We start from the raw sequence: 24220 nt of genomic DNA, 5'->3' as shown, positions 1-24220 counted from the left end.
TCACCAGGGCCGGCGCTGCAGATGCCCTAGCGGCTGCCTTCCGACTGCTTCGCATCGCGCTGGTGCCGGACGTCCAGGTACAGGCTGTAGCCCGCCGTAAAGGCGGGCAACAGGTTCTGAAGTACGCCGACGGCATCCTGTTTGGAGGAAAACAGGAAGTAGCTCAGCGCCATCAAGCTGCCGCACAGGCTCATGTACCAGAACAGGCGCGGAATCACCGGGCGTCCCGCGCGACGGGACGCCACGAACTGCACAAGCCAACGTGCACCGAACAGTGAAGCGCCCGTCAGGCCGATGAGCTTCCACGGCGTGGCACGCATGCCGGTCCAGCTGAGCCAGACGATTTCCTGATCCATCATGTTCACGGCCTTGGACCCTTGGTCATTTCGGTGACGCCACTGACATGACTGCGCTGGATCAGCCACGCCACGCCCATCAGGTCGCGTATGCCGACCCAGGCCCGATGCAGGTTGGTGTATTTGGACTGACCTGCGTTGCGCGGGCGATGCGACACGGGCACGCTGATCGTCTTCCAGCCGGCGCGCTGCATCAGCGCCGGAAGATAGCGATGCATATGGTCGAAGTAGGGCAGATCCAGGAACGCGATCCGCTCGAACAGCTTGATGCCGCATCCCGTGTCGGGCGTGTCGTCGCGAAGGAAGTACTGGCGGATGCGGTTGGCCCACCGAGACGCCAGGCGTTTGCTCGCGGTGTCCTTCCGTTGCGTTCGCCAGCCGGCGAACAGCCGCACGACGGGAGCCGCGCCCTCGCGAGCGGACAACAGCGTGAGGATGTCGGCAGGGTCGTTCTGTCCGTCCCCATCCAGCGTGGCGATCCAGGGCGAGGTCGACTGCTTCACGCCGGTGCGGATGGCAGCGCTCTGGCCGCTCCGTGTCTGGTGAACGATCACGCGTAGCTCCGGAATGTCGGCATTGAGCGATGCCAGCACGTCGCGCGTGTCGTCTTCGGAGTCGTCATCCACGCAGATGATGTCGAAGGCGACGCGGTCCCGCAGGCGGCCCACGACCTCATGGACGAGTGGACCGATATTGTCCCGCTCGTTGAAGACGGGAATGACGACGGAAAGACTGGTCATGGCGGCAACTGTGTGTGGTGGCATGAGAGTTCGATGACGTTGCGGGGCGGGCGATCAATGTTCAATCTTCGCCCGCACGCAGCATGTACCGAGGCGGGGGCGCTTCAGACGCCCCCTTTTCGGCAGGCCATTCTATGCGGTCATGGGATTCGGCGAGTTCGTCGCGCGGTGCCCATCAGCCACTGGAGGGTCTTTGCAGACGCCCGGATGCGCGTGCCCTGCGTCTTCAGCGAGCTGCGGAGCGGGCGAGGATGCTGCCGGAAGGCGGTGGCACCGGGCTCTTCCGCGCCATGTAGAGCAGCGCCGGGACGGTCCAGCAGATGAGTACCGTAACGACATCATGAGATAGAAAGTGCGCGCCTCTCAGCTGCTGGCCTACGCCGAAGATGAGCCCCAAGCCAAGCCCCGCGGCGAATCCTGCCCAGCGAAGCCTTGGGTATGCCTCCAGGCAGAAGAAGTACAGGGCAAGCCATGCGTATCCCCCGCTGGCATGACCGGATGGAAAGCAGCCGGACGCCATGGGCCGGAGGTCGAACAGGGTGATGTAGGGACGGGTGCCGCCCAGCCCGGAAATGCTCCACGGGCAGTCAAGGCCGGAATATCGCTTCACGATGGACACGATTCCAGTGGACAGCACGACCGCGATCAGGAGCCAGATCAATGACCTGCGCCGAGGGCGCACCCCTGGCACGAAGTAACCGAGCGACACCAGCGTGATCAGGAAGAGGACACCCGCATAGGTAACGAGACGTCCAGCCTTGTGAATGACGCTCTCTGTCCAGAAGCCATTCCTGTGGATCCATTCGTTGCCCCCCGCCGAGTAGAGCCAGGACGCAATCTTCATGTCCAGCTCGCCGGTCAGGATGACGGCGATCGCAACGAGCGTCATGCAGGGAAGAAGGAGCCCCCGACGCCAGTCGAAGGGTGGGAATGCAGGACGCGAGGCATCGGTAGCGGCGGTGGCCCCGTCCGGCAGGCGTGCGCTGGAGGTGCGGGCAGGGGAGGGGATGTCAGCCATTGGAGTGTTCGCGAGATCCGGTGTGGAGTGAATGGTTCATTCGCCACATGACATGCGCAGCATCGCTGCTTGCAGGGCGTCGCTTCCTGGTCCTGCCGGCATCGCCTGAGTGCACGCTGCAAGCAGAAAGGCGGTGGACATTCGGCTCGGCCAAGCGTCAGTCTTCACTGACATCGGCAGACCACGTCGCAGGCACTTCGCACCCGGGGAGCCATGCGGTGCCGGGCGCCAGGATCCAGTCGCGCCGATTGGATGCGCCGATGTCGATGACCCGCGCAGGATCAAGGCACGGGCCGATCGCCTCCTTGCGCAGGAACAGCCATCGCCGCTCGGGGGCTTGCAGCAGCCAGGCGTGGGCCTGTTGCCATTGTTCAACCCAGGGCCGTTTGAAGCCGAACTCCGTGACGGGGCGATCGGCTTGCAACAGGTGCTGCTCACGCCAGCCGAGCATGGCCAGTTCGGCGTCCAGATCGATGCTTTGACCCACGCGATCCATCAGCACCTTGGCCGAACTGCCCGGACTGAGCGCCGGCATCAGCCCCACGCCATAGACGGTCCACAGCGCCGCCGTTACCGCGATCAACGCGAGTGCGACGCGCCGGCGCAAGGCGATCATCACGATCAGCGCCATCAGCGAGAATCCGAGCAGCCACCAGCTCAGTCGAGCTACCGTCGCCATGTCCATGCTGCGGCCTTCGACCAATCCCTGCAGTCGCTCGGGCGGGGCGAACATCAGCCACAGCGCGAGCATGCCGGCGACCGACACCAGCACGGCCAAGTAGGACCACACCACGGCCCGGACAGCGCGGCGGCCCAGCAGGCCGGCCAGCAACGGTGAAGCGGCCACCGCCAGGGCCGGCAGCATCGGGAAGATATAGACCTCGCGCTTGCCGGGGCTGGCGGTGAAGAAGACCAGCACCAGCAGCGCCCATCCCAGCAGGAGCGCATAGCGCGGATCGACACGTCGCAGGCGCCGCCACCACGCCGGAAGCAGCCAGGGCGCGAGCAGGATGCCAGGCAGCCACAGCGTGAGCATCGACTGCAGGTAGTACCAGGCGGGCTTCACGTGATGCCAGGCATTGGCATAGCGCGTGCCGGTTTGCTTGAACAGCATTTCGCGCGCATAGGCGTGCAGGGTCGAATCCGACGACATGAGCACGGTGGTGAGCATGGGCGCCAGCCAGACACCGACGCCCAGCAGGAATCCCGTCAGGCCAGCCGCGATGTGTACTGCTCGATGAGGGGGCAGGGCGTAGTGCGACTTCCACCGCACCCATAGCCAGGGAATGAACACGAGCACCGGCAGGAAGCCGACCCCTTTGGTCACCGTTCCCAGGCCGGCGGCGAAAGTGCCCAGCATCAGCAGCCATGGACTGGGCTTCTCCAGCAAGTAGCGCGTCAGCGCCCACAGGGAGAGCGTGGTCATTCCCACCAACACCATGTCGATCTGCGCACGCTTGGCTTGCAGGACGAACTGAAGGCAGACAAACAGACCCAGCACCGCATACGCGGCCGCCCGTTTACCCCACAACCGGCGTGCGAGGTCGCCACTCAACCAGAGCGTCAGCAAGGCGGCCAGCAAGGACGGCAGCAGGAATGCGACATTCCAACTGCGCACCAGCAGATAGCTCGCTGCCTGCAGCCACATGAACGTTGGTGGTTTCTCGGCATAGAGCTCGATCCCGCGATAGGGAAAAAGCCACTGCCCCGTTTCCACCATTGTTTTGGCGGCCAGCACGAAGCGCGGTTCGTCCGCCGGCATCGGCTCGCGCAGGCCAAGGCCGGCCAGCAGGGAGGCGATGACCAGAAAGATCAACCATCGCATCCGACCTGCAGAGGTATTGCGAAAGGAGTAATACATGCATGCTGCCCGCAAGAGCCGAAATGGAGGAGAGCGTCAATGCGCGACTAGGTGCGCCGACGAGGCTTGGGCCGCCGATGCCGGGGCTTGGGTGATCCAGCGGATCGTCCTGCAGGACCGTCAGGCTGGCGATCGTCCGTGCCGTCTGCCGTTGTTGGCGTGCCTTCCAGTGCCGGAAGCCGGCCGCCCAGTTCATCCAGCACGGGCGATCCGAGGGCGCGTCCCCGTTCGATCGAGGAGCGAAACTTGGAGGCCGACACGAAGGCCACCATCGCGACGATGACGGACGTGACCCCGAGCCAAGCTTCTGCCGCGGCCGTGGCAGGGTGCGTGACCACCCACGTGTGCAAGCCCGTGCCGATGCACAGCAAGACGATGTAGACGGCATTGAGTATCAGGCCCATGCGCCATCGCGGGAACGTCTTGCCTTCCGACGGACTCGCACTGATGGCTGCCGCCATTGCCAGCGCATAGAACGGCACACTCAATGCGACGACGCAGGTGTCCGCTGCACCCACCGATCGGTAGATGACCAGCAAGCCCACCATCGCGAGGGGAATGGCGATCAGCAGTTCTCGCGGGCGTGGCCGGATCGCGGAGACGAAATCGGACACGAATGCGCGATTGGAGCGCCGAAGTGCCACGGCCAAGTCCAATCCGTGCAAGGTAAGCACCACCCAGAACAGTGAGCCGCCCAGCACCACGATGCTGCTGACGATGACCGTCAGCAGATCCGGATGCGGAATCGCCACGGCGGACTTCAATCCCCAGCCCACCGCCACCAGAAGCGATGCAAGAAGTAGGTAAGCCATTGCGCCTCTAGATGTGGTGCATGCCTAGCCGGCGAGAATCGCGAACCAGACCAGTGCAGCGCTGCCCAGGGTCAGAAACACTGCGGCCGAGCCCATGTCCTTCGCACGGCCGGCCAGTTCGTGGTGCTCGGGACCATAGCGCTCGATGACCGCCTCGACGGCCGAGTTCAGCAGTTCGACGGGCAGGACGAGCAACACCGACGCCGCCAGCAACGCGCGCTCCACGCCGCTCTCACCCAGTAGCAGGCCGAGGGGGGCCATGACGACGGCCACCACGACTTCCAGCCGGAAGGAGGACTCGTGCAGCCACGCCGCGCGAAGGCCTTGCATGGACCAGCGGGTGGCCATCATCAGACGCTTGGGTCCGCGCGGACGGTGTCCGTAACCATCAGCCATGGGAACCTCCAGAGGCGTGCATGTCCACACGATTGCCTGCGTTTCGTGTGAAAGGAGAATGACCCGGCGGAACCGCTCCTGCCGCAAGAACAAGACCAGGTCCGCGATTCATGGCGACGCTCCGACGGGTGTCTGGCAGCGCGAGAACAAGTCCAGACCGGGTTCGTATGCCTTCGTACTGACCCGCATGAGACCGAGCACGGAATGGAACAGATTGTCGTGGCTGATCGGTTGGCTGGATCGCTGGCTGACGCACTTGGCATCCACGCCTGCGCTGGCTTTCATGCCCTCCGACAGCCACGCGACCATCGGCACCTTGATCTGTGCCTGCGGTGCGATCGCGTACGGAAAGCCATGCAGGTAAACATTGCTCTCGCCGAGCGATTCGCCGTGGTCGGACACATAGATCATCGCAGTGTCGTGCGAGGTGTCCTGCTGCAGCATCTTGATCGTCTTGGCCAGGAAGTCGTCTGTTTCCAGGATCGCGTTGTCGTAGGCGTTGACGATCTCGTCGCGGGTGCACTTGCCGAAGTCCGAGGAGCGGCAATCCGGACGGAACTGGCGCAGTTCTTCCGGGTACCGCTTGAAGTAGGCGGGACCGTGGTTGCCCAGTTGATGCAGCACGACCACCACGTCGCCGGGGTTGTCGTCGATGGTGTCGTGCAATCCTTTGAGCATCACCGCATCACGACAGGCCTGGTCGTCGCACAATGGATCGACGGGGGGCTTTCGATACGACTCGAACGCCAGTCCGTCGCACACGCCCTTGCAACCGGTCTGGTTGTCCCGCCACAGCGTCTTGATGCCCGCACGTTCCAGCACGTGCAGGAGCGACTCGGATCCCACGATGCGATCCCGGTCGTAATCCCTGCGTCCGGACAACGAGAACATGCACGGGACAGACACCTCGGTGTTCGAGCCGCAGGCGGTAACGTCGCTGAAGTTGATGACATCCAACTTGGATAGCTGAGGCGTCGTCTGCCGCTGATAGCCGTTCAAGCCCCAGTTCTGGGCGCGGACGGTCTCACCGACCACGATGATCAGCAGGTGGGGCTTCGCCCCCTGGGCATGTCCCGCCAGCCTTGCATCCCCGGCCACAACCGCCTTGGGCCCCTTGTCCTGCTTGGCTTCCTCGGTGAGTACCTTGGGGACGGAGACCAGGTAGTTGCCGGGACCGATGAGGTAGCGCAACGACTTGTTGTTGCGCATCAGCGAAGACGCATCGTGGAACGACAGCATCAGGCCGAAGTAGGTAACGGCCAGCATTCCCAGCAGATACACAAGCCGGCGCACGAACGCCGCACGCACGCCAACGCGTTGTATCCGCGTCAGCCAGAGCGCCACCGTGGGCAACACGCCCATCATCAGGACCGTCAACCACAGGTCCGCGGTCATGAGTTCCCGGGCCTCGGTCACGTCGGTACGCAGCGCGTTCCGGATCATGCTGGGGTCGATGTACACCGCGTACTTGCTTGAGAAGTACGCCGTCGCCGCAGTGGCTATCAGCAGGAAGGAAAGCGCCGGCTTGACGATCCAGCGATTGAGCAGCAGTCCGAATAGCAGTCCATGGAGCCCGATGAGCGCCAGGGTGATGCCGATGTAGAGCTTGATGCCGCGCGTGCCGTCGACGATGCCCGTCTGCCTGACTTCCGCCCAGAAGGCGCCATTTGCGGTAAGCGCAAAATAGATGGCAACCAACAGGAGGACGACCTCCGTCCGCACGACCGGCCGCCACCAGGGGCGGCGTGCGGCCTGGGCGTGATCGGGGTCATGGGTTCGGTAGTCAAGGAATCGCGCAATGACGTTACGGCTCGCTCGATCCCGGTTAGGCATGACGTAGCTCGCTTTCGCAGGATGTGCGTTCTAGCTGGAGGGTGATGTCGTGGATGTCGAACTGCTCGCCGATCAGGCGTGAGATCTCGACACGCGCGCCTTCGGCATCCAACGCCTCGGGTCGCATGACAAGGTGCGCAGTCAGCACGGCTTGGCGCGTACCCAGCGCCCAGATATGCAGGTCATGCACGCTTTGAACCGCGGGATGGCCAATCAATGCCCTCCGCAGCGCGGCCAGGTCCAGGCCCTCGGGCACGCCCTGCATCAACACATGGCCGGCTTGGCGGAGCAGCATCCAGGTCCGTGGCAGGACCCACAGGCCTATCAGGACCGCCACGATCGGATCGACGAGCGTCCAGCCGGTAACCTTGATGACGATCGCGCCGATGATGACGCCCACCGACCCGAGCATGTCGCTCCAGACTTCAAGGTAGGCGCCCTTGACGTTCAGGCTGGTGCCGCTACCGGCACGCAACAGGCGCATGGAAATCAGGTTGACGATCAGGCCCAGCACGGCAATGACCAGCATGCCGGTGGAGGCCACGTCCGGCGGCTGTCGGAATCGGCCGACGGCTTCCCACAGGATGTAGCCGGCCACCACGAACAGCAGCCCGCCATTGATGATCGCGCCGATGGCTTCCATGCGTGCGTAGCCGTAGGTCCGCTTGGTATCGGCGGGCCGCTGGCTCATCCTCACGGCAATCAGGGAAACCGTGAGTGCGATGACGTCCGTCATCATGTGCGCTGCATCCGATAGCAGCGCCAAACTGTTTGTTACCAGGCCGCCGATGATTTCGGCGACCAGAAAGGTCGAGGTCAGACCCAACGCCCACCATAGTGGTTTGGCGTGCTTGACCTCTCCTGTTCCGTGATCGTGTCCTGCGCTCATGCGCGTTCTCCAGGAACTGATGCAACAGAGCTGTCGGGAATGAGAGGAGGGCGGCGATGCAGGCGCATCGCCGCCTTTGGCCCATCAGGAATTGAGGTGGGCAGGGGTACGCGACAGTCGCGTGTGGACCCAGCGGTAGAACACCGGCAGTACAACCAGCGTCAGCAACGTGGAGGAGATGATTCCCCCGATCACCACAGTGGCCAGCGGCCGCTGCACTTCCGAGCCGGCGCCCACGTTAAGGGCCATCGGCACGAAGCCCAGGGAGGCCACCAACGCGGTCATCAGGACGGGGCGCAATCGGGTCAGGGCACCATCGCGGACCGCGTGGTCCAGGGGGTCCCCGGCCTCGCGAAGGCTGCGGATGAAGCTGATCATGACCAGACCGTTGAGCACGGCCACACCCGACAGCGCGATGAAGCCGACGCCGGCGGAAATCGAGAGCGGAATTCCTCTCAAGGCCAGCGCCAGTACACCACCGGTCAGCGCCAGCGGCACACCGCTGAACACGATCATCGCGTCCTTGGCCGATCCGAACGCCATGAACAGCAGCGCGAAGATCAGGACCAGGGTCACCGGCACCACGATCGACAAACGCTTGCTGGCCGAGATCAACTGCTCGAAGCTGCCGCCGTACTCGATCCAGTACCCCGTGGGGATCGTGACCTGGCCGTCGATCGCGGACTGCAGTTCGGCAACGAAGCTGCCCAGATCGCGGTCGCGGACGTTGGCGGTCACCACGATCCGTCGCTTGCCGTTTTCGCGGTTGATCTGATTGGCACCCTCGGATACCTGGACCTTGGCCACCGCGCTGAGCGGGACCACCTGCGCTTGCGCCGCATTGCTCTGGACGCCACTGGACTCGTCGCCCTCATTGGTGGCGATGGCAGCCGACAGCGAGATCGGCAGGCCCGTGAGCGCAACAGGATCCAGACGCTGCTGTTCGGGCAGGCGAACCACGATATCGAACCGGCGATCGCCTTCGAACAACTGGCCTGCGACCTCACCACCGATGGCGGTGGCCACATTCCGCTGCACGTCCGCAGGGTTGAGCCCATAGCTGGCCAGGGCATCGCGGTCCGGGATCACCGAGAGCATGGGCAAGCCGGCGGCCTGCTCCAGCCGCACGTCCGCCGCACCGGGCACCTTCTTGGCCACTGCCTCGAGCTTCTTGCCTACCTCCAGCAAGGTGTCCAGATTATCGCCATAGAGATTGATCGCCACGTCCGCACGGACGCCGGAGATCAGCTCGTTGGTGCGCATCTGGATGGGCTGGGTGAACTCGTAGTTGTTGCCAGGGATCTTCCTGAGTTCTTCCTCGACCTCGGCGACCAGATCGGCCTTGAGCTTGCGCGGGTTGGGCCACTGGTCGCGTGGCTTGAGCATGACGAAGGAGTCGGCGACCGACGGCGGCATCGGATCGGACGCCACTTCGGCGGTACCGATCTTGGAGAACACCTTGTCCACCTCGGGGAACTGGAGCAGCCGCTCTTCCACAACGCGCTGCATGCCCAATGATTGCGTCATGCTGGTGCCGGGGATGCGCATGGCCTGCACGGCGAAGTCGCCCTCGTCCAGGCTGGGGACGAACTCGCTGCCCATGCGTGACGCCAGAAAGCCCGTGCTCACCACGAGCACGATGGCACCGAGGGCCACGAGTTTGCCGCTGCGCAGGCTCAGATCCAGCAGGGGCTCGTAGATTTTGCGGAACCACCGCATGAGCCGGTTTTCCTTCTCCTCGACCTTGCCACCCAACAACATGGCCACGGCAGCAGGCACAAAGGTCAGCGACAGGATCATGGCGCCGGTCAGGGCCAGGACGACCGTGATGGCCATGGGGTGGAACATTTTTCCTTCGACGCCCGTCAGGGCGAAGATCGGCAGGTACACGGCCGTGATGATGCCAAGGCCGAACAGACTGGGACGAATGACTTCCGCCGAGGCACTGGAGGCCTCTTCGAAACGCTCCTCCAGCGTCATTTCCCGGTTGAGTTCGTGCTGGCGCTCACCAAAACGGCGTAGGCAGTTCTCGATGATGATGACCGCACCGTCCACGATCAGGCCGAAGTCCAGTGCGCCCAGGCTCATCAGGTTGGCCGACACGCCGCCACGTGCCATGCCCGTCAGGGTGAACAGCATCGACAACGGAATGACGGCGGCGGTGATCAAGGCGGCACGGAAATTGCCCAGCAGCAGGAACAGGATGACGATGACCAGCAGGGCACCTTCGATCAGGTTCTTGGCCACCGTGGAGATCGTCCGGTCGACCAGCGACGTCCGGTCGTAGACCGGCGAGGCGGTCACGCCCTTGGGCAGGCTCTTGGACGCTTCCTGCAGCTTGGTGGCCGCAGCCTGCGACACATCGCGGCTGTTGGAGCCGACCAGCATGACGACCGAGCCCAGCACGACTTCATGGCCATTCTGGGTCGCCGCGCCCGTGCGCAGTTCCTTGCCGTCGGCCACCGAGGCCACATCGCGGACGCGGATCGGCACACCGTCGCGACGGGTTACCACGATCTTCTGGATCTGCGGGATATCCGAGACCTGGGCCGGAACACGGACCAGGAACTGCTGCCCGCTGCGTTCGATGTAACCGGCGCCCACGTTCTGGTTGTTGGCCTGCAAGGCCTGCACGACGTCTTCGAAGGTCAGGTCCAGCGAACGCAGCTTGCCCGGATCCGGCGTGACGTGGACCTCACGCTTGTAACCACCCATCGTGTTGACTTCGGTCACGCCCGGTACGTTGCGCAGCTGCGGTCGGATGACCCAGTCCTGCAGCGTGCGCAGGTCCGTCGCCGTGTACGGTGTGCCGTCGGGTTTGCGTGCCTTGGGGTCGGCGTCGATGGTGTAGGAGAAGATCTCGCCCATGCCGGTGGCGATCGGACCCAATGTGGGTTCGACGCCTGCGGGCATCTGCGCCTTCACCTGGGCCACGCGTTCGGAGACCTGCTGGCGGGCAAAGTAGATGTCGGTGCCATCCTTGAAGACGACGGTGACTTGCGACAGGCCATACCGCGAGATGGAGCGGAAGTACTCCATCTTCGGCAGGCCGGCCATGGCCGTTTCAATCGGGAAGGTGACGCGCTGCTCTGCCTCCAGCGGGGAATATCCCGCCGCTTCGGTATTGATCTGTACCTGGACATTGGTGATGTCCGGGGTCACATCGATCGGGATCTGACGGAAGCTCCATACGCCGACGGCGATCAGGGCAAGGGTCAGCGTCATGACCAACCAGCGATGGTTGATCGCTAATTTTATGATTCTCTCGAGCATGATCGTGTCCTTTAGTGCGCGTGGGTCGCGCCGGACTTTTCGATGTCCGCTTTGACGAGGTAGCTCTGCTCCACGACGATCTCATCGCCGGCCTGAAGTCCTTCGGTCACGGCGACCTGGATCGAGTCTCGCTCAGCCAGCGTGACCGGGTGCGCGGTGTAGACATCGCCCTTGCGCACGAACACCACGTCCTTTCCATCCATGCTCTGGACGGCGGATTGCGGAATCACCAGGCCGGCTTCGCGCGTTGCCGTGGTGATGCGCGCCTTGACGGCCGTGCCCGGACGCCACAGTCCGTCCTGATTCGGCAGGGACGCGCGCGCGATCACGCTCTGGCTGGCAGTCGAGGCGCTGGGCAATACACGTTCGATGGTGGTGGAGGCCGTTTGCTCGTCGTACATACGGCTGACGGTGACCGGAACACCCGGCTTCAGATACTGCGCGTCACCCCCGAAGACGTGAAGGTCGACCCAGATATTGGACAGGTTGCCGATCTCGAACAGCGGCTGGCCCTCGGCAGCGACGCCACCGACGCTGCCTTGGCGGCTGAGCACGACGCCGCTGATCGGCGCGGTGATCGTGTAGGTGGTCAGGCTCAGGTTGCTGTGCACGACGGCCAATGCCTGGCCCTGTCGGACCTGGTCGCCTACGTTGGCACGCAGCGAGCGGACCACGCCGGGGTAGCGCGCCGTGACTTGCGCCACGCCGCCTTCCATCGGGGTCAGGATGCCCTGGACCTCCAGTTCGGTGCGAATCTGCCCTTCAGTGACCTTGGCGACTTTCACGCCGCTCTTGTCGGCTTCCTCGCGCGTGATGGTCGCCGATTCGGCTTCTTCGCCGCCGGCTTCTTCACCGGCATGATCATCACCTTCTTCGCCGTGGCCTGCCTCTTCGCCTTCCTGCTTGTCGCCTTTCGCACCAGCCGCTTCACTGCTGGCTTCTTTCGCCGGTTGCGGGGCGCCTTCTTCTTCGGCCGGCTTGGAACCACCGCAGGCGGTCATCAACATGATAGCGCCCAGCAGCAACGTGGGGGCCGCAATCTTTGCAACGTTATTCATGGGGAGTCCTTAGGGGGTGGGGGAGTCGCTGGCGACGATCGGCTGCCCGGTCAGGCGCTGGATCTCGATCAGGGCGCTCTGCGCATCGATGGCGACTTGCAGCTGGCGAACGCTGGCTTCCACGCGTTGGGCTTGCAGCTGAGACCACTCCAGATAGCTGATGGCGCCGTTCTTCCAGGCATACTCGGCGGCCTTTTCAGCCTTCTCCAGACGAGGAATGACGTCCGTCCGCAGGCGGGAGACCTCCAACTGGGAAGTCGTGTAATCGCCGTAGGCATTGGTCAGTGTCGAGTAGAGATCGATCTGCAGCGATTCGCGCTCCAAAGCGGTCATCGCCAATTCGGCTTCTGCGGCCCTGATCCCCGGCGCTGCACGACGGGCCGAAGCCAACGGAATGCTGAATCCGGCCGTGAACCCGGTATCGTTCGTGGCACGACTGTTGCGCGCGCCGACCTGCCAGTTGAGGTCGGGCGTGGCCGCGGTCCGGGCCAGACGCAACTGGGCTTCACGCACGCGTTCAACGCCGGCCAATTCCGCCAATTCCGGTGTGTTCTGCAGGTAGGCGCTCAGGTCTTCGAAAGACTGCAGATCGGGCAGGACGAGCGGATTGCCCGCTGCGATCGTGAAGCCGGGTGAGCGATCGTTCCACAGGGCTGCCAGGTTCTGGCGTGTGGCCTTTTCGTCGGCAATGGCGCGGTCCCGATCCAACTCCGCATTCGCCAGTGAAGCCTGTGCGGTCAGCACCACGGACTCGGGAGAGGCACCTGCGTTCAGGCGCACACGAGCCGCTTCCAGAGCGCGCTTGCGCTGCGTGATATCGAGGTCCGCGATGCCCTTGCGACGGGTCGCTGCCGTGACCGCGAGGTATCGCCGGGCGGTTTCGGCCAGCAGATCCAGGCGTGCGACTTCGCGTTGCGGCGCCAGGGTGTCGATGTTGGCCAGGGCCAATGTCCGACGCGCTTCCAGCTTGCCGCCACGTTCGAACACGCCTGCCAGCGTGACCGTCAGTTCTGTTTCGTCGAATCCACGATAGTTGCCGGTTCCCATCGTGTTCTCGATGGTTCCCCCCAGGCTGAGGCCGGGTTTGAGGCTGGCAGCGGCGAGGTTCGCATCCAGGACCTGACGTCGGCCCTCGAAGATGCGCAGGTCAGGATGGGTAGTGGCGACGCGCGCGATGGCATCGTCCAGGGTAAGGGTGGAAGTAGGCGCTGTGCCCGTCTGCGCATAAGCAACGGGCAAGACCATAAAGGCGGCCAAAGCCGCCAGTCGCAACCGCATGGTGTATCTCCAAATTAGGTGAATGAACGTTGCGCCGACAGCATCGGCGTACAGTGTCAGATCGTAATCGGAGGACGGGTGATGGCCAGCGGCTGGAAGGAGCCCAGGGGCTTAACGGCGTGATCTGGCGCGGCAAGATTGACGAAAAGCGGCTCGATCACAACGATGGGCGTGGCAAGGCCAACGAGATGGCCGCAGGTATGAGCCCCATGGACCAGGGCATGCAGCAGATCACCGGCCTGACCATCCTCCTGGATCCCGTCTTGGTCCGCCTGGTCACAGTGACCAAGGTAGGCGTGGGCCGAAGATGTCTGGATCGCCTCAACAGCGTCGCCAACGGCCGCAAGCACGGGATTGCTCACCACTGCGAACAACAGCACGACCATCGCCGGAAGGCGCAGGTAACGGCTGAGATGGCGCAGGACGGATCGCATGGGGCGCAATCATAAGGAATGCCAAGACCGTTAGACAATTACGCCCGTTCATAATTCGTGCAGGGCCTCACACCTCCATGCGCGGCGCGTCGCGCCAAGTTGGCCCCCAAGCCGCCATATCGGCTATGGTCCGCTTTCCGGTATACCTCTCGGACATGCCAGTGCACAGGTTGGCCACGAGCACGAAGGTCCTCCTGATGATTGCCATCCTGTGGCTGTCAGGGGTTTCGGTGGCGCTACATCCGGCTTTGAACAAGGCGGTGCAGCTTCATGGCGTCCAGCACGCTGCGGCGCGTGGCGAACTGGATCACGTCCGTATGGCTGCGTTCGCCCGCGAGGCCAAGGAGGACCAGCAAGGTCTTCCCAGCCTCTTTCACAATGCTGACACCTGCTCACTGGCCTCTCTTGCGCCGCAGGTTTCCCACGCCGAGACAGTGCAAGCCGTGCATGCATACGTGCATTTGACTGAAGTGCTTTCGCTGGTCCAGCGCTTCACCCATCCCTTGCGACCACCCATCGCACGCGTCTGACGGGATTCGACGACACCGGGACAATGGCCGGCGAGTACTCGACGCCGCGATCGTGCTCCCTCGTTCTTTACTTGTGCGCCGTTCTGAATGGCGCGAGACGCAAGAGTGCTTGGACGCTCCTAGAGGATTTCATGAACAAGCCTGAAGGTAAGCTGCGCCTGGACATCCCCGTTCTTCTCCCGCATGTGCGTGATGACGCCGACGCGTGCATCAAGCGGCTGCAGGACGATCTGACAGGGCGACCCGGCATAGAACGCGCGCATGTTCGGCCAGCGCAGGGCGAGGGACCGGGGCAGCTATGCCTGCACTTCGATCCCGATGTGCTCTCGCTCGCGCGTATCCGGGAGATCGCCAACGCTGCCGGCGCACGCATTACCGAGAACTTCGGGCACGTGAGCTGGAACGTGGCGGGAATCGGTCACGAACGAAGGGCACGCACCGTCGCGGCGCAGTTGAACCGTATTGCGGGCGTGCTCGAAGCTCGGGCGAGCTCGGCAGGTTCGGTGTACATCGAGTTTGATCGGCACCGCGTCGATGAGGCGTCCTTGCAGGCGGCGCTGAAGAAAATGGACGTGACGCCTGCCGCGCCTGCCTTGCCGAATGCGCAAGAGCCGCACGACCACCGGCATGAGAACGGCGACCCGGAGACGCACGAAGGCAAAGAGGACGATCACGACCATAAGCATGGCGGCTTGCTTGGGCCCAACACAGAGCTGATCTTCGCGCTGACCTGCGGTGCCTTGCTGCTGGCCGGCTTTCTCATCGGCAAGTTTTTTCCCGCGGCACCGGCATGGGCAGCGACTGGCTGCTATATGGCCGCCTACGTCTTTGGTGGGTTCTACACAGTCCGCGAGGCGTTCGAGAACCTGCGCCTGAAGCGCTTCGAGATCGACACCCTCATGCTGGTGGCCGCTGCAGGCGCTGCTGCCTTGGGTTCCTGGGCAGAAGGAGCCCTGCTGTTGTTCCTCTTCAGCCTCGGCCATGCGCTTGAGCACTACGCCATGGGGCGGGCGAAGCGTGCGATCGAAGCGCTGGCGGAACTGGCGCCGGACACGGCCACCGTCCTGCGAGACGGAAAAGCGGTCGACATTGCGGTAGGCGAACTGGTCGTCGGTGACGTCGTACTCGTGCGCCCCAACGAGCGCTTGCCGGCCGATGGCTTCGTGATCAAGGGCAACTCCAGCATCAACCAGGCGCCCGTGACGGGAGAGAGCATACCGGTCGACAAACGACCGGTGGCGGACGCGGCAGTCGCACGCCAGCGGCCTGATGGCGTGGAAGCGGCCAGTCGGGTTTTCGCAGGCACCATCAACGGTGCCAGCGCCATTGAAGTCGAGGTCACCAAGCGCTCGCAGGACTCGGCCCTGGCCAGGGTCGTGAAGATGGTCAGTGAGGCCGAGACCCGAAAGTCGGCCACGCAACGCTTCACGGATCGTTTCGAACGCATCTTCGTTCCCGCCGTGCTGGCATTGGCCTTCGTGCTGCTCTTCGCGTGGGTGGTGGTGGATGAGCCCTTCCGGGACAGCTTCTACCGCGCGATGGCGGTCTTGGTGGCGGCAAGCCCCTGTGCATTGGCCATCGCCACGCCCAGTGCCGTGCTGTCGGGTATCGCACGCGCTGCGCGAGGGGGTGTCCTGATCAAGGGCGGCGCGCCGCTGGAGGATCTGGGCTCACTCAAGGCGATCGCCTTCGACAAGACGGGCACCCTGACCGAAGGGCGCCCCAGAATCACCGATGTAGTGACGCTGGAAGGCGTTTCCGAAGACGAGTTGCTCAAGATTGCCGTGGCCGTTGAATCATTGAGTGACCATCCCCTTGCAGCAGCCATCGCGCGCGATGGCCGGGAGCGGCTGCAGAACGTCGAGACACCGCCCGCATCGGACCTGGAGAGCCTCACCGGTCGCGGGGTCAAAGCCATGCTGAGCGGTCAGCAGGTGTGGATCGGCAAGGCCGAAATGTTCGGCGCGGACGGCTTGGCTCCGTTGAGCGCCGCCGCGGCTGCCGCGATCGCCAGCCTGAGAGAACAAGGTCGCACCACGATGGTGGTCCGCATGGGCGAGCGGGATCTGGGGGCTATCGGGCTCATGGACACGCCCCGTGAGGCAGCCAAACAGGCGCTTGCGCGCCTGAAGGCCCTGGGCATCGAACGGATGATCATGATCTCGGGCGATCACCAGAAGGTCGCACAAGCCGTCGCCAAGGAGGTCGGTCTGGACGAGGCCTGGGGCGACCTGATGCCGGAAGACAAGGTGCAGGCGATTCGCAAGCTCCGGGATGAGGACAAGGTGGCCATGGTCGGTGATGGCGTCAACGATGCGCCCGCCATGGCCAACGCGACGGTAGGTATTGCCATGGGCGCGGCAGGCTCCGATGTCGCGCTGGAGACCGCCGACGTGGCGCTCATGGCCGACGATCTGAAGCATCTGCCATTTGCCGTCGGGTTGAGCCGGCATACCCGCGGGATCATTCGCCAGAACGTGTTCGTAAGCCTGGGCATCGTGGCCTTTCTCATACCAGCGACGATCTTCGGTTTGGGCATTGGGCCGGCTGTGGCCGTCCACGAAGGATCGACCCTGCTGGTGGTCTTCAACGCACTGAGGCTGCTGGCTTACAAGGAGACTTGAACTGAGGGGGCGATGGCAGCCAGAGTGGCGGTCGCGCGTGTACGGAACGCTGGCGGCATGACGTGCTGCCTGATCCGGGAACTGCTGAGCGGTTACGACGGTTGATCCGTGACCCTTCAGCGAGCGTTGTCCGTTTTCCGACTGTGCTAGACAGCGCCATCCTTGAACCCTTAGGCTAATCCAGTGATCCGGCTGCCCGCCCGCGCGAAGAATGTCCTGCACCTCAGCATGCTGTTGCTGCTTGTGCTGGGTGTGTTCGTGCGGCCAATGCTGAATTTCGTGGGCGAGATTCACGGTACGACCCATGCGGCCGTCGCTGCGGCCGAACATGGTCACGGTCATCCCGACGACGCCCACGACGCCGATCACGATCAGGACCACGCCTCTGGCAGCCACCTGCTGCTGCACCAGGCTGATTCCGCTTCGTCCTCCGGCATCCTCATGAGCTTCCGTCTGCCACCGATCGAGGTGGCAGCGTCCCAGTCCCTGCAGTGGACGCCGGTTCCGTCGCTTCCCCAGCGACTCTCATCACCGTTCAGACCTCCGATTGCCTGATGACAGGTTCGGCCGCCGTTAGCGCGGCCTGATTGCGTCTGTCCATCAATCCAATCGGAGATTTTCCGTGAACTTGCGTTATGCATGGGTTCTGGCCTTGGCCGGAACCTGTGGCGTCGTGCCATGGGCACACGCCACTGAACCTCTGCGCCTGCAGGAGGCGGTTGCCCGCGCCTTCGGCGCTAATCCGGCCCTGGTGGCCGACGCCGCACAACTGGACGCCGTACGAGCCCGCGCCGAGCGCGAGGGCCTGGCTCCCCAATATTTCGTCACTGGTGAGTTGGAGAATCTGGGCGGCACGGGTTCGCTCAGCGGCGTGGGCTCGGCCGAAAGCACCCTGCGGGTCGGCCGGCTGATCGAACTGGGCGGCAAGCGTGCTGCACGCCAAGCCTTGGGTGCGGCGGAGATCGAACAGCAGCAGACCGCCATACGTACCACGCGCATCGACCTGGCCAGTCGCACGGCGGCCCGCTTCATCGAGGTGGCGGTCGATCAGCAACGCCTGGCGTTCGCCCACGAGCGCGTGCGCCAAGCCGAGCGTACGCGCCGCGAGGTGGCCGGCTGGGTGTCCGTCGCACGCAATCCCGAGTCCGATCTTCACGCCGCCGAGATCGTCGTGGCCAATGCCGAGTTGGATCGTGAGCATGCCGAGCACGAACTCACCAGTGCACGTACCACCTTGGCAGCGATCTGGGGCGATGCGACACCGGATTTCGACACGGTGGCCGCCGATCTGACCGATCTGCCCGAGGCCGAACCACTGGGCACGCTGCTGGCCCGCTTGCCCGACACCATCGACCAGCAAGCGTTCGCGCGCGAGGCACGTCTGGCCCAAGCCCGTCGTCGCATCGCCGAAGCGTCCCGAAAACCCGACCTGAACGTCAACGTCGGGGTACGTCGCATGGAAGGCCCCAGCGACCAGGGCCTGGTGATGTCCGTTTCGATGCCCTTGGGCAGCCGCACGCGTGCGGGCTATTTCATTGCCGAAGCGGATGCGCAACTGGTTGCCATCGAAGCCCGTCGCAAGGCCGAGCAGTTCGAACGCCATCAATTGGTGTTCGAGAAGTATCAGGAACTGGGCCACGCCCGCACGGAAGTCGAATCGCTGCGCTCACGCGTGGTGCCCAAGGCCGAGCAGGCCCTGGCATTTGCACGGCGCGGTTTCGAAGCAGGGCGTTTCTCGTTCCTCTCGCTCGCCCAGGCGCAGACCACGCTCTTTGACCTGCGCGAGCGCCTCGTCGAGGCCTATGCGCGTTACCACATCTTGCGGGTGGAGCTCGACCGGCTCACCGCAACCACCCAGGACACCCTTCCATGAGTCGTCATCTCAGCTTCTTGTTGTTGCCTGTGCTGTTGGTGGCATGCGGCGGCGAACCTGCCACGAAGACCGGTGAAGCCGCCACGGCCAGCGGTGACTATGAGCGTGGCCCCCATCGCGGCCGCATGCTCCGCGACGGGAACTTCGCCATCGAGGTCACCATCTTCGAAACCAATGTTCCGCCCCAGTTTCGCCTGTACGCCTACAAGGACGGAAAGCCGGTCAAGGCCGACGAGGTGGTGCCCACCGTCACGCTCAAACGGCTGGATGGGGAAACCAACGTATTCACCTTCAAGTCTGAAGGCGACTACCTGACCGGTAGCGGCGAGGTGACCGAGCCTCATTCCTTCGATGTGGACGTCAAAGCCGAGTACGCAGGCAGGACGCACGCCTGGACCTATGACTCCTACGAGGGACGCACGACGATTCCGGCCGGGACGGCCAAGGATGCCGGCGTGGTCGTGGAAACCGCAGGGCCGGCCGTCATCCGCGAGACCGTACAGGTGATGGGCAACGTGGCGGTGGACGACAACCGTCGCGCGCAGGTCAAAGCGCGTTTCCCGGGCATCGTGCGTTCGGTCCATGTCCAGCAGGGGGATCGCGTCACGCGTGGCCAGACGCTCGTCACGATCGAAGGCAACGACAGCATGCGCACGTACCCCGTCACCGCGCCGTTCGATGGTGTCGTGCTGCAGCGTCCAACCAACGTGGGCGATGTGGCCAACACCAACACGCTGGTGGAAGTCGCCAACATGGCCGATGTATGGGTCGACCTGCGCGCCATCGGGCCGGATGCAGAGAAGATCATGCCGGGCCAACAGGTCAAGGTGTCTTCGGCGACCGGCGGCAACAGCGCCGAGGGCACGATCGATACGCTGCTGCCGCTGGCATCAGGGCAGACGATGGTGGCCCGCGTGACCCTGCCCAACACGGAGGGCCGCTGGCGGCCTGGCATGGCCGTTTCGGCGGACGTGACCGTCGCCTCGCGCGACGTGCCGCTTGCGGTCAAAGAGTCCGGACTTCAACGCTTTCGCGACTTCACGGTGGTCTTTGCCCAGGTAGGGGAGACCTACGAGGTACGCATGCTCGAACTGGGCGCGCGCGATGGCGAATTCGTCGAAGTACTGGGCGGCCTGAAACCCAACACGCCCTACGTCAGCGAACAGAGCTTCCTGATCAAGGCCGACGTCGACAAGTCTGGCGCCAGCCACGACCACTGAGGACAGGACAATGCTAGAACGCGTCATAAGAGCCGCGATCGCGCATCGCTGGCTGGTCCTGTTGTTGGTGTTGGCTGTCAGCGCACTTGGCGTCTGGAACTATGGGCGCCTGCCCATCGACGCCGTGCCTGACATCACCAACGTGCAGGTCCAGGTCAACAGCGAGGCGCCAGGCTACTCACCCCTGGAGGCCGAACAACGGGTGACCTTCCCTGTTGAAACCGCCTTGGCGGGCATGGCCGGCATGCAGTACACGCGCTCGATCTCGCGCTACGGCCTGTCCCAGGTCACGGTGGTGTTCGAGGACGGTACCAACATCTACTTCGCGCGGCAGCAGGTCAGTGAACGGCTCCAACAGGCCGTCTCTCAGTTGCCCGCGGACGTCAGACCCACCCTTGGCCCCGTCGCAACGGGCCTGGGTGAGATCTTCATGTACACCGTGGAGGCCGAAGCAGGTGCAAGGAAGGAAGACGGCACCGAATGGACACTTACGGATCTGCGTACGTTGCAGGATTGGGTCATCCGCCCCCAGTTGCGCAATCTGAAGGGTGTCACCGAGGTCAACACCATCGGCGGCAACGTCCAACAGTTCCACATCACGCCTGATCCCGCCAAGTTGCTGGCCTTCGATCTGACGATCAATGACCTGACCACGGCAGTGGAGCGCAACAACGCCAGTACCGGCGCCGGCTATATCGAGCGGGGCGGCGAGCAGAACCTGATTCGTATCCCCGGCCAGATCCGCGATGAGGACGGCCTGCGCCAGGTCGTGGTCGCCAACCGGGAGGGCGTGCCGTTGCGGGTGCAGGATGTGGCCGATGTGCGCATCGGCTCGGAACTGCGCACCGGTGCGGCCACCAAGGACGGCCATGAGGTCGTGCTTGGTACGGTGTTCATGCTGGTCGGCGAGAACAGCCGTGAGGTCGCCCAGCGTGCCGGTGAGAAGCTCAAGCAGATCGAAGCCGGCTTGCCGAAGGGCGTAACCGCCAAGGCGATCTACGACCGCACCAACCTGGTCGATCGCAGTATCGCTACCGTGCAGAAGAACCTGATCGAGGGTGCGCTGCTGGTCATTGCGGTGCTGTTCCTGCTGCTGGGCAACATCCGTGCCGCGCTGATCACCGCGGCCGTGATTCCGGTGGCCATGCTGCTGACGATCACCGGCATGGTGCAGAACCGTGTCTCGGCCAACCTGATGAGCCTGGGTGCGCTGGACTTCGGCCTGATCGTGGACGGCGCGGTCATCATCGTGGAGAACTGCTTGCGCCGGCTCGGCGAGCGACAACACCAGTTGGGGCGTCTGCTCACCCGCGAGGAGCGGTTCGATCTGGCGGCTTCGGCCAGTGCCGAGGTGATCAAACCCAGCCTGTTCGGCTTGTTCATCATTGCGGCGGTGTATCTGCCCATCTTCGCCTTGACGGGGGTGGAAGGTAAGACGTTCCATCCGATGGCGATCACCGTGGTGATGGCGTTGACCGCCGCCATGGCCCTGTCCCTGACCTTCGTGCCGGCGGCGGTGGCCCAGTTCGTCACCGGCAAGGTCGAGGAAAAGGAAACGAAGATCATGCAGGGCATGTCGCGTCTCTATGGCCCCTTGCTGGAGAAGGCGCTGGCGATGCGGGTTGCGGTGGTCTCGGCGGCGGCGTTGCTGGTGGTGCTGTGTGGTGTGCTTGCCACGCGACTGGGCACGGAGTTCATTCCAAATCTGGACGAGGGCGACATCGCGCTGCATGCGCTGCGTATTCCGGGCACCAGCCTGACCCAGGCCATCGGCATGCAGGAGCAGCTGGAAACGGTGATCAACACCTTCCCGGAGGTAGACAGGGTGGTGGCCAAGCTCGGCACGCCCGAGGTGGCGACCGATCCGATGCCACCCTCCGTAGCCGACACCTTCATCATGCTCAAGGATCGGGACGAGTGGCCCAATCCACGCAAGCCGAAAGCCGAGCTCGTGGCCGAGCTGGAGAAGGCCGTCCGCGCCGTCCCCGGCAACAACTACGAGTTCACCCAGCCGGTCCAGATGCGCATGAACGAGCTCATCGCGGGCGTCCGCGCGGAAGTGGCCATCAAGGTCTTCGGCGATGACATGGAGCAACTGGAAGCCATCGGCGCCCAGGTCGAAGCGCTGGCTGGCCAGACCGAGGGCAACGCCGACGTGAAGCTGGAACAGGTAACCGGTCTGCCGTTGCTGGTCATCGATCCGGATCGTGCCGCGCTGGCGCGCTACGGATTGGCGGTGGCCGACATCCAGGGCACGGTCGCGGCGGCCCTGGGTGGTGCCAACGCGGGCCAGCTGTTCCAGGGTGATCGTCGCTTCGACATTGTCGTACGGCTGCCGGAAGGCAAGCGTCAGGATCTGAAGGTGCTGGCTGCGTTGCCGATCATGGTACCCGCGCAGCGCGATGCGACCACGGACGGTTTGACGCTGCCGACGTCGGTGCCATTGGGCGCGGTCGCCAGGATCGCCATCGAGCTGGGTCCCAACCAGGTCAGCCGCGAGAACGGCAAGCGGCGGGTGGTCGTCACCTCCAATGTGCGCGGTCGCGATCTGGGCTCCTTTGTCGAGGAACTGCGCGAGCGGGTGGCGATTGAGGTGCAGCTGCCCGAAGGCTACTGGATCGAGTATGGCGGCACCTTCCAGCAGCTGATCTCCGCCAGTGAGCGCCTGACGGTGGTGGTCCCTGTTGTCCTGATCTTGATTTTCGGTCTGCTGTTCATGGCCTTCGGATCGGGCAAGGACTCGGCGATCGTCTTCAGCGGTGTGCCGCTGGCGCTGACCGGGGGTGTGCTGGCGTTGATGCTGCGTGGCATTCCGTTCTCCATCTCGGCAGGCGTGGGCTTTATCGCCCTGTCGGGTGTGGCGGTGCTCAACGGACTGGTGATGATCACCTTCATCCGGAAGCTGCGTGAGGATGGCAAGTCGCTGCACGACGCCGTGGTGGAAGGCGCGTTGACGCGCTTGCGTCCGGTGCTGATGACCGCGCTGGTGGCGAGCCTGGGCTTCGTGCCGATGGCACTGAACGTCGGTACCGGTGCCGAGGTGCAGCGTCCACTGGCCACGGTGGTCATCGGCGGCATCATCTCCTCCACCTTGCTCACGCTGCTGGTCTTGCCGGCGCTGTACCGCATGGTCCATCGCAAGGAAGAGTCACGCGCCGAGGATCGGCCGAAGGTCGAGCCCATTCCGGCGGCTCCGTAATCCAGTGGGGTGGGGCACGCTCGTGCTCCACCCCCTCCTGATCCCTTTCACAAATCAAATGAAGCGAATGAACTCATTTCCATATAAGCCCTCTGGTTGGGGCGGCGCCAATCCCGCCTCCATGACACGTACGCTTCTCCTGCTGGCAGGCCTGCTTCTGTTGCTGTTTACCGCCAACGGTGCATTGGCTCATGCCGTCGCCGAAGGCGACAAGGGGTATATCCAGGAAATCAGCGGCGTCCATCTGCTGTCCTTCGCCTATCTGGGCGCCAAGCACATGGCCACCGGGTATGACCACATCCTGTTTTTGCTTGGGGTGATCTTCTTCCTGTACCGCATGAAGCAGATCGCGTTGTACGTCACGCTGTTTGCGGTGGGTCACTCCACCACGATGCTGCTGGGCGTGTACTTCAATGTCGGCATCAACAGCTTCCTGATCGACGCCATCATCGGTCTGTCGGTGGTCTACAAGGCATTGGACAACATGGGGGCCTATCAACGCTGGTTGGGGTTCCAGCCCAACACCAAGGCGGCCACGCTGATCTTCGGTCTGTTCCACGGCTTTGGCTTGTCCACCAAGATCATCGAGTACGACATCTCTCCCGATGGTCTGGTGCCCAATCTGCTGGCCTTCAACGTGGGCGTGGAGATCGGACAGTTGCTGGCGCTGGGCGCGATCCTGATCGTCATGGGCTACTGGCGCCGCTCACGCGGCTTTTGGAAGCACGCCTATACCGCCAACGTCGCGATGATGTGCGCCGGTTTCATCCTGATCGGCATGCAGCTCACTGGCTACTTCGTTTCCTAATCCAAGACATTGCGAGAA

The 24220-nt window shown here is 63.8% G+C and carries 19 protein-coding genes; 7 read left to right on the top strand and 12 right to left on the bottom strand.

All coding sequences use genetic code 11. The features are described from left to right. Window positions 1-26: 26 nt before the first annotated feature. The 12 genes from AX730_RS03405 to AX730_RS03350 all read right to left on the bottom strand — a co-directional run bounded on the left by AX730_RS03405 (window position 27) and on the right by AX730_RS03350 (window position 13948). Complete coding sequence (locus tag AX730_RS03405; RefSeq protein ID WP_062351961.1) at window positions 27-359, bottom strand: lipid-A-disaccharide synthase N-terminal domain-containing protein; 333 nt, start codon at window positions 357-359, stop codon at window positions 27-29. A 2-nt stretch (window positions 360-361) separates the two neighbouring features. Further along, window positions 362-1096: a glycosyltransferase family 2 protein gene (locus tag AX730_RS03400; protein WP_062351958.1), complete on the bottom strand. Its 735-nt coding sequence runs from the start codon at window positions 1094-1096 to the stop codon at window positions 362-364. A gap of 226 nt (window positions 1097-1322) precedes the next feature. Beyond that, a complete protein-coding gene (locus AX730_RS03395) occupies window positions 1323-2114 on the bottom strand; it encodes a phosphatase PAP2 family protein (RefSeq protein ID WP_083537693.1) in 792 nt (263 codons plus the stop codon). A 157-nt stretch (window positions 2115-2271) separates the two neighbouring features. Next, entirely contained in the window at window positions 2272-3975 is a 1704-nt protein-coding gene (locus AX730_RS03390) for an ArnT family glycosyltransferase (protein WP_062351953.1), read from the bottom strand. A 47-nt stretch (window positions 3976-4022) separates the two neighbouring features. Then, complete coding sequence (locus tag AX730_RS03385) at window positions 4023-4757, bottom strand: hypothetical protein (protein ID WP_157074082.1); 735 nt, start codon at window positions 4755-4757, stop codon at window positions 4023-4025. A gap of 54 nt (window positions 4758-4811) precedes the next feature. Continuing rightward, the gene (locus AX730_RS03380; RefSeq protein ID WP_062351947.1) at window positions 4812-5183 is read right to left on the bottom strand and encodes a diacylglycerol kinase; all 372 of its coding nucleotides are present in this window, start codon (window positions 5181-5183) and stop codon (window positions 4812-4814) included. A gap of 108 nt (window positions 5184-5291) precedes the next feature. Continuing rightward, window positions 5292-7016, bottom strand: a complete 1725-nt coding sequence (locus tag AX730_RS03375) for a phosphoethanolamine transferase (RefSeq protein WP_083537692.1) — start codon at window positions 7014-7016, stop codon at window positions 5292-5294. Further along, complete coding sequence (locus tag AX730_RS03370; protein ID WP_062351941.1) at window positions 7009-7905, bottom strand: cation diffusion facilitator family transporter; 897 nt, start codon at window positions 7903-7905, stop codon at window positions 7009-7011. Before AX730_RS03370 ends, AX730_RS03375 begins: the two co-directional genes overlap by 8 nt. Before the next feature lie 84 nt (window positions 7906-7989). Next, window positions 7990-11178, bottom strand: a complete 3189-nt coding sequence (locus AX730_RS03365; protein WP_062351938.1) for an efflux RND transporter permease subunit — start codon at window positions 11176-11178, stop codon at window positions 7990-7992. A gap of 11 nt (window positions 11179-11189) precedes the next feature. After that, the gene (locus AX730_RS03360; protein WP_083537691.1) at window positions 11190-12236 is read right to left on the bottom strand and encodes an efflux RND transporter periplasmic adaptor subunit; all 1047 of its coding nucleotides are present in this window, start codon (window positions 12234-12236) and stop codon (window positions 11190-11192) included. A 9-nt stretch (window positions 12237-12245) separates the two neighbouring features. After that, a complete protein-coding gene (locus AX730_RS03355) occupies window positions 12246-13514 on the bottom strand; it encodes a TolC family protein (protein WP_062351933.1) in 1269 nt (422 codons plus the stop codon). Window positions 13515-13570: 56 nt separating this feature from the next. Beyond that, window positions 13571-13948, bottom strand: a complete 378-nt coding sequence (locus AX730_RS03350) for a hypothetical protein (protein WP_062351930.1) — start codon at window positions 13946-13948, stop codon at window positions 13571-13573. A 197-nt stretch (window positions 13949-14145) separates the two neighbouring features. Here AX730_RS03350 and AX730_RS03345 point away from each other — a divergent pair, with 197 nt between their 5' ends. The 7 genes from AX730_RS03345 (at window position 14146) to AX730_RS03315 (ending at window position 24202) form a co-directional block, all read left to right on the top strand. Continuing rightward, window positions 14146-14478 carry a hypothetical protein gene (locus tag AX730_RS03345; RefSeq protein WP_157074081.1) on the top strand — a complete coding sequence of 111 codons (333 nt, stop codon included), beginning with the start codon at window positions 14146-14148 and terminating at the stop codon, window positions 14476-14478. A 131-nt stretch (window positions 14479-14609) separates the two neighbouring features. After that, window positions 14610-17102, top strand: coding sequence for a heavy metal translocating P-type ATPase (locus AX730_RS03340; RefSeq protein WP_062351924.1), 2493 nt, complete (start codon window positions 14610-14612; stop codon window positions 17100-17102). Between the two features lie 183 nt (window positions 17103-17285). Continuing rightward, window positions 17286-17657 carry a hypothetical protein gene (locus AX730_RS03335; RefSeq protein ID WP_062351921.1) on the top strand — a complete coding sequence of 124 codons (372 nt, stop codon included), beginning with the start codon at window positions 17286-17288 and terminating at the stop codon, window positions 17655-17657. Between the two features lie 67 nt (window positions 17658-17724). Further along, window positions 17725-18975, top strand: a complete 1251-nt coding sequence (locus AX730_RS03330) for a TolC family protein (RefSeq protein WP_062351917.1) — start codon at window positions 17725-17727, stop codon at window positions 18973-18975. After that, window positions 18972-20195 carry an efflux RND transporter periplasmic adaptor subunit gene (locus AX730_RS03325; RefSeq protein WP_062351914.1) on the top strand — a complete coding sequence of 408 codons (1224 nt, stop codon included), beginning with the start codon at window positions 18972-18974 and terminating at the stop codon, window positions 20193-20195. Before AX730_RS03330 ends, AX730_RS03325 begins: the two co-directional genes overlap by 4 nt. A 10-nt stretch (window positions 20196-20205) precedes the next feature. Continuing rightward, window positions 20206-23394, top strand: a complete 3189-nt coding sequence (locus AX730_RS03320) for an efflux RND transporter permease subunit (protein ID WP_062351911.1) — start codon at window positions 20206-20208, stop codon at window positions 23392-23394. Window positions 23395-23515: 121 nt separating this feature from the next. Then, window positions 23516-24202, top strand: a complete 687-nt coding sequence (locus AX730_RS03315) for a HupE/UreJ family protein (protein ID WP_062351908.1) — start codon at window positions 23516-23518, stop codon at window positions 24200-24202. Window positions 24203-24220: the final 18 nt, after the last annotated feature.

This window comes from Pseudoxanthomonas mexicana, from assembly GCF_001556105.1.
In the GTDB taxonomy this organism is placed as follows: domain Bacteria; phylum Pseudomonadota; class Gammaproteobacteria; order Xanthomonadales; family Xanthomonadaceae; genus Pseudoxanthomonas_A; species Pseudoxanthomonas_A mexicana_A.
This window is presented reverse-complemented; position numbering and strand designations above follow the sequence as displayed.